The organism is Shewanella sp. 11B5 (assembly GCF_002836795.1).
Lineage (GTDB): Bacteria > Pseudomonadota > Gammaproteobacteria > Enterobacterales > Shewanellaceae > Shewanella > Shewanella frigidimarina.
This window is the reverse complement of sequence record NZ_PJAP01000277.1, coordinates 1-12,249: the sequence shown is the minus strand read 5'-3', so window position 1 is coordinate 12,249 and position 12,249 is coordinate 1. Positions and strand designations below refer to the sequence as shown.

General features: G+C 41.9%; 12 protein-coding genes and 1 pseudogene. All 13 read right to left on the bottom strand.

Annotated features, from left to right (window positions below):
* Positions 1–1,017, bottom strand: a pseudogene (locus CXF78_RS04910) (MSHA biogenesis protein MshQ); the annotation flags it as partial.
* Positions 1,018–1,102: 85 nt separating this feature from the next.
* The gene (locus CXF78_RS04905) at positions 1,103–1,558 is read right to left on the bottom strand and encodes a hypothetical protein (protein ID WP_011639155.1); all 456 of its coding nucleotides are present in this window, start codon (positions 1,556–1,558) and stop codon (positions 1,103–1,105) included.
* A complete protein-coding gene (locus CXF78_RS04900; protein WP_011639156.1) occupies positions 1,548–2,375 on the bottom strand; it encodes a prepilin-type N-terminal cleavage/methylation domain-containing protein in 828 nt (275 codons plus the stop codon). Before CXF78_RS04900 ends, CXF78_RS04905 begins: the two co-directional genes overlap by 11 nt.
* Entirely contained in the window at positions 2,375–2,911 is a 537-nt protein-coding gene (locus tag CXF78_RS04895) for a type II secretion system protein (RefSeq protein WP_102036148.1), read from the bottom strand. The genes CXF78_RS04900 and CXF78_RS04895 overlap by 1 nt, the downstream gene beginning before the upstream one ends.
* Positions 2,901–3,413 carry a type II secretion system protein gene (locus tag CXF78_RS04890; RefSeq protein WP_180957052.1) on the bottom strand — a complete coding sequence of 171 codons (513 nt, stop codon included), beginning with the start codon at positions 3,411–3,413 and terminating at the stop codon, positions 2,901–2,903. The genes CXF78_RS04895 and CXF78_RS04890 overlap by 11 nt, the downstream gene beginning before the upstream one ends.
* A 177-nt stretch (positions 3,414–3,590) precedes the next feature.
* Positions 3,591–4,109, bottom strand: a complete 519-nt coding sequence (locus CXF78_RS04885; protein WP_102036146.1) for a type II secretion system protein — start codon at positions 4,107–4,109, stop codon at positions 3,591–3,593.
* A gap of 65 nt (positions 4,110–4,174) precedes the next feature.
* The gene (locus CXF78_RS04880; RefSeq protein ID WP_011639160.1) at positions 4,175–4,780 is read right to left on the bottom strand and encodes a prepilin-type N-terminal cleavage/methylation domain-containing protein; all 606 of its coding nucleotides are present in this window, start codon (positions 4,778–4,780) and stop codon (positions 4,175–4,177) included.
* A gap of 109 nt (positions 4,781–4,889) precedes the next feature.
* The gene (locus tag CXF78_RS04875; protein ID WP_102036145.1) at positions 4,890–5,462 is read right to left on the bottom strand and encodes a hypothetical protein; all 573 of its coding nucleotides are present in this window, start codon (positions 5,460–5,462) and stop codon (positions 4,890–4,892) included.
* Positions 5,463–5,506: 44 nt separating this feature from the next.
* Positions 5,507–6,721 carry a type II secretion system F family protein gene (locus CXF78_RS04870; protein ID WP_011639162.1) on the bottom strand — a complete coding sequence of 405 codons (1,215 nt, stop codon included), beginning with the start codon at positions 6,719–6,721 and terminating at the stop codon, positions 5,507–5,509.
* A gap of 2 nt (positions 6,722–6,723) precedes the next feature.
* The gene (locus CXF78_RS04865) at positions 6,724–8,484 is read right to left on the bottom strand and encodes a GspE/PulE family protein (RefSeq protein ID WP_102036144.1); all 1,761 of its coding nucleotides are present in this window, start codon (positions 8,482–8,484) and stop codon (positions 6,724–6,726) included.
* A complete protein-coding gene (locus CXF78_RS04860; protein ID WP_102036143.1) occupies positions 8,481–9,764 on the bottom strand; it encodes a tetratricopeptide repeat protein in 1,284 nt (427 codons plus the stop codon). The genes CXF78_RS04865 and CXF78_RS04860 overlap by 4 nt, the downstream gene beginning before the upstream one ends.
* Positions 9,761–10,705, bottom strand: coding sequence for an ExeA family protein (locus CXF78_RS04855; protein ID WP_011639165.1), 945 nt, complete (start codon positions 10,703–10,705; stop codon positions 9,761–9,763). The genes CXF78_RS04860 and CXF78_RS04855 overlap by 4 nt, the downstream gene beginning before the upstream one ends.
* 69 nt (positions 10,706–10,774) lie before the next feature.
* Positions 10,775–12,249: pilus (MSHA type) biogenesis protein MshL (gene mshL, locus CXF78_RS04850; protein ID WP_102036142.1), on the bottom strand; the 1,475-nt coding region annotated here is incomplete at its 5' end.

The following is a 12,249-nucleotide window of genomic DNA, read 5'->3' as shown; positions in this document are numbered from 1 at the left end:
TTCCTTTGATGCTACATAACGGTTATTAGGTGATTCAGGTTCTTTTTTTGACCAGATAAACCCTTGTTCCGATACACTATCAATAAATACTGATGCAGGGCCGTCGTTATTACTTTCTTCGGTGGTTGGCATTAAGAAAACTAAGGGGGTGACGGCAGTGGGAAATGCTGCGTCAAATGTTACATATGTTGAGCCGCTGCCAGATACAGTAGATTTACCATATTGAATATGAAATTCCGCCTGAGGTGTATTAATAGTGCAATTAGGAACAGTGGTAATACTAGATACTCTATCATCAAAATTGACACTGCTATTACCCTCTAACTTTATTTTGCTTGCCGTTAATGCCCCATCCAAATTAGCACTACCACTAATGGTCGCTTCACCCTCTGCAAAGACATAAGCATTAAGTTTAGCATTACCATTAAGCACAAAATCGCCATAGGTATAAATGATAAATCTTTCAGAGTCATTGACTAAGTTTAGATTGTAGTGCCGATAATCATTTTTAATAAAAAACGTCACTGTACCTGTGGGTGGAAACTCTAATACCACACCATTGTTTATCGATAAAGTTTCAATCCAGTATTGCCCAGAAGATAGCACTAATTTACCAGATGATGCTGTCAGTGACTTCATTTTATAAATGCCATTGTTCGTATTGAAAGTCAGTGTTCTATCAGGGCCGCCTTCTAACTTGATATCGCCATATTCCCCTTGTTCAACAGTAACATTGAGCTGAGTCCCTGTAGGAGGCCCTATTTGTTGAGAACTCACAGAAGTACATAAACTAAAGGCTAGGCGATCATTTGGAATAATTGCTATTGGGGACGAAGCTTTACAGTTTTTAGCCTTATTATCAGATACACAAGACTTATCAGCCTCTGTGATTGTAGATGCGGGTAACTGACCGTTGGTTGGAGCATTATATAACAGTGCTCCACCGGAAAAATTAATTGTGGCATCAGTGCCATGGGCATTAAGCCCTTCTATAAAGCTGCCATCCCAACTCGCCATCACAGGGAGGCCTGTTAAACAAAAACTAAAACAGAGCAAGAGCTTAAAAAACAGGTAAAAAGCTTTACCTTTTAGTCTCTGGAAATTAATTCCCACGGGCTTCTACCTCCACTTGGCGACTGACTCGCAAACATGTTGAACTGTTTGAGTTTCCTACACAGTTAGCTGTTTCGCATACCGCTAAACTATTAATTCGATATTGAACAACACTGCCAACGCTAGCGGTATTACAACTAATGGTGACACTACAATTATGGAATCCAACGGCGTTATTTGGCGGTGTCCATGTAGAGCTAACACTAGTACAAGTTGCCACAGTACCACCAACCGGAAATAACTCAGCCAGCGCTGCATCGGCGCCACTATTAGCGCTAAATAAAGCTCGAGTGCCCCACACTTCCATGTTCACGGACTCATCAGCATCGCCAACAATACGAATCAAACTCGCGGCAAGTAAAAACATCACCGTTAGCACAAACACACCAATGATGAGTGCGCTACCTTGTTGTGAATGTTGGGTTAATTTCAGCTTAGGGAACATTCATCACCTGCACTTGATGTTGATATTGAAATGTTTCGCCATTAACGCTAAATAGTGGCTGTAAATGCACAATTGCATTAGTCACCAGTGTCGATGGAGTCATTATCACCGCGGGATTAACAGTTAAGGCATTAGTGACATTTTGTGCCATCAATGCGCCATTGCCCATTGCAGCGGGTGCAGGCTGATTGACCTTATAACCGTAATTTTGGTACAGGAGCAGATCAACATTGCTAGCTGTATTAACAAAACAGTAGCTTAATGGGCTATCGGCAACATATAAGCGTTTTAACGGTGAGGCCTCAGTAAAACGCACATTTTGAGTTAATGTAATGGTGAGTTGATCACTTGTTTCAGCCACACTTTGCACAATAAATCGTTTGGCGATAGTCCCTTGAGGATTATAAATTTCGCTATTGGTTAAAGGATAAATTAGCACTGACTGAGCCGCATTAATGGGACGAATACTTTTAATCGCGGTTAAAGTATTTTGCGCAGATTGAGGCACAAATGGCGCATCAAGATAAGAAGTACTGGCCGAAATAGGCAGTAACTCCAAACACTGATAACTGCCATCGGTTGCGGTAAGTACCCGCACACTATTGGGCACTGCACGCCGAATATCTCGGGTCATACGCTCGATACCAAAACGGCTTTGACTGAGCACCTGATCTACCGCACTTGATTCAACAAAAATGCGGGTGCCAAAAATCACAAAACTACTGATACCAACAATAATAATCCCTAAGATTAAAATGACCGTAACCATTTCAATTAAGGTAAAACCTGCAGCTTTCAATCCTCGTCGTAAAGGCATTAGTAGTTACTCCTTACCGCTTGGTAAGTGATCACTTCATTGGCAGGCGTTGTTACTGCAACGGTAATTAATTTTTGTCCCTTCGTCGCAGCGTCAAGATACTCAACTGACACTTGCAACTGATAGCGAGGATAAGCTTGGGTATACGTTTGGCTAGAGTCGAGCATGTTATCGGTTTCATCCAAGCCATGATAATCATCAACGTCGTTGAACGTGTCTCGGCTTTCACCGTCTAGGCCTAATGCTGACTCTGTTGTACAAGCGATACCTGTAGGTGCATTACACGCCGGAATACCACCATTAGGATTAGTATTTTGATCATATCGTTTACCCCAGATCTCATTCATTACCGAATGAGCTAATTCTGCCGAACGTACTCTTTGTAATGTCGATGCAGCTCTATCTGCTTGAGGAAATAGCATACTGGTGAGCATCACTATCGCAATGCCGATCACCATCATACCAATGACAAGTTCGATTAAAGTAAAACCACGAGTAGGTTGTGATAAACGATGAAATTGAATGTTACGGAGCATAAATATACCCCTCTGACTCAACCGCAATGGCTAAGGTCTCATCTGCTACTACATTAAAACAATGACCTGCACACGCTGGAGACAGCATGCGACCTAAGCTGTCAAAGGTAATCGAAAACACTTGGCTAGCATTACTGGCCAAGGCGATATGAGCATTGCCACTGAAGGTTTGTTGTTGCTCTATACGTACTTGGTTTGTACATAAGCTAGCGGCTCTTCCGCTAAAATGGCGTAACGTATAACCGCTTGATGTCACATCAATTTGATAACATTGATCGGTATTTTGAATGGCTTTAAGTTGGACTTGGCGTAACTCACTGATAAATTCACTGCGTAAACTGTAGGCACTAAAAGATGAATCAGACATCAAACGCGGCAACACCGCCACGGCTATAATACCAATCACAATCATGGTGGTAACCAATTCAACCAAGGTGAAGCCGGCTTGAATATGATGTTGTCGATTCACTATGATGATGTCCTCATTCAACCTGATGCACATTATTAACGTTCAATATTCATTAAACCATAATGGTGTCAATAACTTATATTAACGCATTCAGTATCGCAAACATAGGTGATATTGTCTGTTTATTCTAATGTCAGATCTGATTGCTATAAATAAAATTTATAAAAAAACCTGCTTAAAGCAGGCTTTTTATTTTTAATTAAAAGCTCTTTAACAAAGATCAGGATCTGTTGTTGCTTCATATGTTGGAATGGTCGTTGCGTCTGCTGCCTCTGTATAGATTAGAGTACAGGTAGCTGGAGCGCCAACTTGCCAAATAGTAGCAACACCGGTATCAACAAAGATAGTCCAATCAGCATCATTATCTGTAGCAATTGTAGGGTCTAATGCGCTAGTACCTACATTAAAAGTCACATCCATCGCATTTTCAAGTTCTGCTTGCAAACCTTGTAAATAACCAAACTGTGTAACTGCTGGAGTTCCTGTACCAAGAACAACAGAAGGTGGTGTAGCATTATCTTTAGCTTTTTTCTCTTCACCAGCTAAAGCCGCTTTTGAATAAACTAAAGTGTTTGCACCTTGAATTGCCGCTTTCATTCCTGATAATGCTGACGCGCGCGCATCACCTTGCAAGTTAATAAACTTCGGCGCTGCCGTAACCGCTAAAATACCTAGAATAATTATCACAACCACTAATTCGATTAATGTAAAACCTTGTTGTTTTTGCATATTAAATAACCTCTATAGAAAATAAATGGGTAAACCAACATCACTGCGGACAGTGATAAATCAAATTAGTTGTTAGTAAATGATACGACCTGACCTGTACCTGCATTATATGTTACACCGTTAGCACCAACCGTGTCTAAATCAGGCGCAGGATCTGCGACACCCGAAGTCTGATTTAGCGCTAAAGTAGCTACTTGATGATAAACACACAAATCTAGACCTGTAACTGTTTGACCATCAATACTGGTAGATGAACCGCCGACACCATTTTGCATTCTTACGGTATAACGATGTTTACGGGCGTCTTGATCGAACAGTACATTTCTTGGAGCATTTTGCAAAACTGAATCAAATACTTCCTGACATGTTTCGTTTGTCATTGAGGTAACATCAGTATTGGTTGTGCCAGTTGGAAAACCAAAACGTGTATCGAGTGATACGCTAGTACCATCTAAAATAACGCTGTTGTTACGACGACCATCAACTTCCCATTGTGCACGTACAAAGCTCACTGCTGTGGCTAAACCACCAGCAACACCATCAACGCTGGCGTCTTCAGCATCATCGGTTACATTTAAAAAACGCGGGATCGCTGTAGCGGCTAATAAACCGAGGATGACAATAACAATGACCAACTCGATCAATGAAAAACCTTGTTGTTTCAATTTCATAATAACTCACTCTTATCTATAGCGCCTACAACAGGAAATAATACTGATTCAGCTATAACTTCACTAATATTAGCAGCTTATTAAAAATTTAACACTAATGGCACAAACTTTATCGGTCACTCATCAAAAAAATAACTCTTCCTGTTTGTAGTTGATAACTTAAACTGGCTTCATTACCTGAATGATAGCGACAAATGTTCTCATCAGACTGATAATCTACCGCTATATTTAACTCTTGAACATTAGTTGCCAATAAATGGCCCCACAGTTGCTCACAACCTTGGACATCATTAGTATCAATGGTTGGCCAACCTTGATCAGACATAGAAATCCAATTATCGGTGCCAACCAAATCAGTATCTATAGCATCTATTTTACTCGCAGCATCTTGTAATACAGCATTGTCATTGCTTACCTTACTCGATGCTACATTCGATGCCATATGATGCCAGGACAACTGCATTTTATGTGGTCGGCCAGAAGCTAACCATTGACTATGCACCATAGCTAAGACATTCAAAAAACGATTATGTTCAAACTCTAAACCACGCCCACCTATGTTTGAAGTAGTATTGACATAACGCCCACCAAAAATAGCCAGCAGCGTTAACACCACAACAATAGCAATAACCCGACCATAGACTTTAAGCAGATCACCATCCGCTTTTTGCTGGCTCAACATCTCGATATCCAATGATCTGTTTGCTTTCTTTGTTGCATGCTCTGCTAACCGCCTTTTACCACATTCAGCATATCCCACATAGGAAGATAAATACCCAGTGCCAATATCAATACAATGCCAGCAACAAATGCGATTAAAATAGGTTCGAGTTTTGCGGTGAGATTTTTTAAATCGTAATCAACCTCGCCTTCATAAAAATCAGCGGCATCATTGAGCAGCTGATCTATTTGACCGGTTTCTTCACCCACAGCAACCATTTGCAATACCAATGGGGTAAATAGTTGGCTGCTATTTGATACCCTTAGCATTGACTCACCTGATTCAATACCCCGGCGCATACCGACTATTTTGTCATGCATATATGCGTTATCGACCGCATCTGCTACCAAACTGAGTGCTTGGGTCATCGGGACTCCCGCGCTGAGCATCATCGAAAAACAGCGGCAGTAACGCGACAAGGTTGAGCGTTCAATAATAGATCCAATAACGGGTATGTGCAGCTTCCATAAATCCCATTGCTTCTCGCCCTTTTCAGAGTGATGCCAATATCGAATCCCAACTATGATGCCGATTGATAGCACAATCATATGAGGCCAAAAATTAACAAATAGATTAGACGTGCCGATTAATATTTTTGTCGCCCAAGGTAATTCAGCGCCAAAACGAGAGAACATATCGGCAAATTTAGGGATCACCATAATATTCAAAATAACCATCGCTATGGTAATGGCAATCAAAACAAACATCGGATAACGCATTGCAGCTTTAATTCGTCGACGAGTTTCTTGTTCTCGCTCGATATAACCAGACAACTGGATAAAGGCATCTTCCAACTTACCGGTGTTCTCACCAACATGGATCATCGATACAAACAACGAATCAAATATATCTGGATGTTGATTCATTGCCGAAGATAACGGTCTTCCCGACGTCAGCTGTTCAGAAATATCATCTAAGGCTTTTTTCATTCGATCGGAATGGGTCGTTTCAGATAAGCCAGCAATAGCCCTTAAAATAGGGATACCTGAACGCGTTAACGAATACATTTGTCGACTAAAAATTTGCAATTCTTCCAGCGACACTTTGCCTTGAAATAAGCTCATCGAAAAAGATTGCTTCGTTTTCACTTCACGTAATTCTAGCGGAATAATCCCACGAGAAAGCAATGCATCTGCCGCAGAACTTTCATTAGCAGACTCAAGCTGCGCACTGACCGCCTGCCCTTGTGAATTACGTCCTCGATATTGATATATTGGCATTGTTATAACCCAATATCTTGTTGACTAACGATATCTTCCGATAAAGGCACTTTTGATTCACTGACATCTTCAACCAGTTTTGACACTTCTTCGAGTGTTGTCGTGCCAAGGAATAGATACTCCATCGCAGAATGCGCGAGGGGAATAAAGTTAGGACTGCGCAGTGCTGCACGGGCAAAATCTTGCGGATTACCTGTTCGCATGGCATCTATCATATTTTCGTCAAGTTCAAGTATTTCGAAAATACCAATTCGACCGCGATAACCAGAACCATTACAGGTTTGACAACCACTCCCCACTTTAAAGGTGGCGCTGCTAATATCTCTTTTCGTCACACTTACAAGCCAACTGCGTTCAGCTGCTGTTGGTTGATAATCCACGGCACAATTGTGACAAACGCGCCTAACAAGACGTTGAGCGATAATGACCCGCAGCGCACTAGCGACCAAATAACTTGCCGCCCCCATATCAAGTAATCGCAACGCACTGGTAACCGCATCATTAGTGTGCAAAGTTGATAATACAAAGTGACCAGTCAACGCACCTCGTAAGCCAATTTCCACGGTCTCTTGGTCACGCATCTCTCCCACCATGATAATGTCGGGATCTTGACGAAGTGTAGTACGCAATACGTTAGAAAAGTCTAAACCAATCTTGTGATTGACTTGCACTTGGTTAATTCGAGGTAATTGATACTCAACTGGATCTTCTACAGTGATAATCTTTCTATCGGCAGTGTTAAGCTCACTTAAAATACCGTACAGGGTAGTCGTTTTACCACTACCTGTTGGCCCTGTGACTAACAACATACCGTGAGGGCGTTTAATCTGTTTACGAATACGTGCCACAATATGCGGTGGCATACCAGTTTCATCTAACGTACGTAAACCTGTGGTTTGATCCAATAAACGCATCACCACTGACTCACCATGATAAATCGGCATGGTCGACATTCGCACGTCGATTTTATGACCTTTTATTTCCATATGAAAACGGCCATCTTGTGGCATACGTTTTTCTGAAATATCCAGTCCTGCCATTAACTTAAGTCGTAACACTAAAGCAGAAGCAATATTAACCTCACTGAGGAGGTTTTCATGTAATTGGCCATCAATACGCTGACGGATCCGCAATACTTTTTCGCCAGGTTCAATGTGAATATCTGACGCACGCATTTGCACCGCATCTTCAAAAATTGACTGCAATAACTTCACCACCGTGGTTTCATTATCACTGTCGCTTTGAGTCAAATTAGCCAAATCGAACATGTCATCTGCGGCATATTCTTCATCAAGCTTGCCGGCAATCTCAGCGATTTGCCCAGTACGGCGATAAAGGTTATCAAACGCATCGAGTAATTGTTGCTCTGGCGCCACCGCAATCATCAACTGTTTAGGGGCAACTAACACTTCAATATTATCGATAGCCTGCAAATCGGCAGGGTCGCTCATAGCAACTAACACATGGTCGGAATGACTTTCCACCACTAATGCTCGATAGCGCCTCGCTTGTACTTCGGGGAGTATATTCACCACTTCAGCGGCTATCGGACGACGACTAATATCGAGGTACGGTAAATTAAGTTGTTGAGATAAAAACTTAAGTAACTGGTCTTCTGTAATACTCTTCAAATCAATTAAGGTGCGGCCGAGCTTTTTACCTGAATTGCGCTGTTCCGCCAATGCTTGCTGTAATTGGGTGTCAGTAATAATCAGCTCTTGAACAAGAAGATCTCCTAACCGCATCTTTAACTTAGGCTTCATCGGTTTTCTCCTAGCTGATCTAAACGTTGTTCAATAAATGTCATGGCTGAAGTTGATAACCCTTCATAGCTTAATGCCGATCGGTAAGCTTGCGCGGCTTGTGGATATTTTTGTTGTGAATCGAGCGCATAACCTAGCCCCATCCACCAGCGAGATTGAGTCGACTCAGATACCAATAAGTTTCGGTAAGCTTCCTCAGCTAAAGCAAAGTTTTTAGAGTTTTGTGCCAAATCCGTTTGTGCGATCCACTTATCACGAGCCCACGATGAGCTATCTGGGATCATCGCCACCGTTGTTAAGGCTTCATCATAAGCTTTAATTGCGGTTTGAATTTGCGACAAAATCACATAAAACTCCCACTGTTGCGGAAACATACTGATCCCACTCTCGAGTAATCTCATCGCAGTTGTTGGATTATTTTGCGCAAAATAAATGTCGACTAATTGCTTACGAGCTTTATGTAAACTCGGTTGTAAAATAATGGCTTCTAAATAGTAACCCGCCGCATCGTCCAGACGTTGCGCTTGCTCAGCATCCATCGCTTTGCGATATTGCAGCTGCGCCATTTGCGTTTTGGAAAGCACCACTTCGTTAACGCTCATATCAACAGTTTTTGCTGCAGCAGGGATTTCTGCGGGTAAGAAGCGAGATGTTTGCGCTGTGATTTGATCTTGAGTGAGTTCAGTATTCAGCAGTGAAGCCATATTCTGTGAATTATGATCTACCGAATTATTGGGCTTCTCTGCGCCTACGGTTGAAGCTAGTACTGCTTGTGTGTTGACGGTTTCGTTTTTAACGACTGATGCAGTGCTCACTTCGGATAGTTCAAGCTCAGATATGCGATCCGTTGGTTCAATAACCTCAGCAGTGATTTCTGGCGTGCTCGCTTGAATAGGTACTTGATTTAGCGTTTGAGCTGGTGCTTGGGTTAGTACTTCAGTTGAGATTTGAGTAGACTTATGATCAACAGCAACACCATTACCTTGTGGCTGACTCGCCAGCGATGACTGAGTATCTTCGGTAACCGATGTATTGCTAGCTGTTGGCTCATTGGCCATTTGAATATTGGCTTGGCGGTACATAGATACACCAAACCACAATGTAGGGATCAATAGTACGGCAACAACAATAAAGCCAATCAATGGTGAGCGAGATTTAGCAACGGATTGATACTGAATTTGAGGGCGCACAAATTCACCTGCGGGTTGCACCGGTGGTTTGTCTGTTCCGGGTTGCTGATGCTGCTCTAAATCTTTCAACATCTTGATAATCACGCTCATTTAATCTCGCCTATTTGTGTCATCCATTCACCACAACAATTATCACCATTGAACCCAATAACCACCATCACTGTTACAAGCAACATAATTATCAGTATGCTGACACGAGAAAACCCTACTTTATGTTGTAAATTAATATCTTCTGTATCCGTTATTGCAGCCAGACAATGTTGAGACGTCACCTTTTTTTTACCTTGGCCATAACATAGCAATAAGCTCTTATGCGCCAATATATTCACCAAACGCGGGATGCCTCGAGCGGCTTTGGCAATGCGTTTAATATCCGCGGTACAAAACAACTCAGGCCCTTGATAACCCGCAACAGCAAGGCGGTAATGAATATAAGCTTGTATTTCATCCCATGTTAACGGACGTAAGTCATAACTGAAGGTAATACGTTGTCTTAACTGTCTAAACTTGGGTTGTGCCAAACGTTGATCTAATTCTGGTTGGCCAAACAACACCACTTGCAATAATTTACGACTTTCGGTTTCTAAATTGGTAAATAATCTTAACGCCTCAATACTTTCATCTGGTAGCGATTGCGCTTCATCTAACACTAACACTACGTGAAAGCCTTGATGATTTAACGCTAACAAACGCTCATGTATCAGCCTTGTCAGTTGTTGTTGATCTAATTTGTTCGGCAATGCTAAACCGAGTTCGCCCGCTACAGCCAAGCGTAACTCTTTAGGATTCAAATAGGGATTAGGTAAGAAAGCGCAATGATATTGAGTCGGTAAATCATTCAACAGTTTACGACAAACTAAGGTTTTACCTGTACCCACTTCACCAGTGACTTTAATAAAACCTTCGCCTGTTTGTAATGCTGTTTGCAGTACTTGCAATGCTTCCACATGCGGTGATAACCCAAAAAAGAAACCTGTATTTGGGGTAAGCGTAAACGGCAACTGACTTAAGCCAAAATGCTGCAAATACATAATTACTGGCTATCCCTTATCAATTTCGACCGCTATTTTTAATCGTCAATTATCTACCGCCAACGGTCGCTATTTAGAAGGATACCAACGCTCGATTAAATCTTGTGAACGCTTTAATTCATCCTTCCATGTGTCTCCACCAACAACAGTCGGTTTCAACATAATAATCAATTCAGTTTTCTTTTTAGATTTAGTACGGCTGGTAAACGCTTCCCCCAGAAAAGGAATGTCACCTAATAACGGTACTTTTGATACAGTTTCAATGTTCTCACTCTTCATTAAGCCACCAATAACAACCACATCACCAGATGCAGCGCGGATAACGGTATCCGACTCACGGATCTCACTTTGAGCAAGAGGCAGTTCTAATGTTGAATCACTAATTTTAATTTCTTTAGTTTGTGAGGTCACATCGATTACCGACGGATGAACATGTAATATTACATTGCCATATTCATCAATCTGCGGGGTTACATCTAACGCAATACCAGAGAAAAATGGCGTTAGTTCAACCTGCGGCGTCGTTACCGGAGTGGTACCCGCTACAGTCGTTGAGGATACATCGGTAACAAAGTATTCGTCATTGCCCACCTTAATTACCGCTTTTTGGTTATTAGAAGCGGTAACACGAGGGCTTGAAAGTACATCAACATCACCTTGGGTATCGAGCAAGTTAATAATTGTGCTGAAATCACTTCCGGTGAAATTAATCGAGGTTACACCGCCAATTGCAGACGTAATCGCATTACTTAACCCTTGTCCTGCAGAAGTGCTGAAATCAATGTTGGTACTGCCTGCATGACCTAGGACATTTTCCCACTGGATCCCTTGTTGGTAACCATCAGATAAAGTGACTTCTATAATTTTCGCTTCCAAAATCACTTGGCGCTGTAGATGGCTTTCGGCTATTTGTAAGAAACTTCGAATTTGGCGTAACTCATCAGGGAAAGCTCGAACAGTAACAAGCCCAGCTTGAGGGGTTACCACAACTTGTCGTCCGCCACCGGTTTCACCCATTATTGACATTAATGTGGCTTGTAGCTCGCCCCAAAAATCGGTCTTGGTTGTTGAACGAATAAACGTACCATTGGTATTGTCACTGCTGTTCGAATTTCCATTGCTACTATTGCTATTCGAACTACTGTTACTGCTGTTGCTATTACTATTGTTACTGCCATTGCTTGAATTATTGTTTTGGTCTGAAATGCGCCCTGAGCTAACGGAGGTTAAGGACAACCCTTCTCGTTGCATGTAGATATAATTCAAGGGGAAAGTTTCGGTTCTCATACCCGACGGGAATACACGTAAAATACGACCTTCTCGATTCACTTCGTATCCATAAATGTCTTCAACAACTTGAATGGCTTCAGACAAAGTTACTGCCTTTAAAGATAGAGAAATTTTACCTTGTACATCAGGATGTACCGCGACACTCAATGGAGTGTCTTTTACTAAGCTGGGAAAAAAAACTCTCGCATCAACTTCATTGGCTGATACATCAAAACGACGCTCGGCAGGCAACGCTCTTGCTGATTGGCTCAACA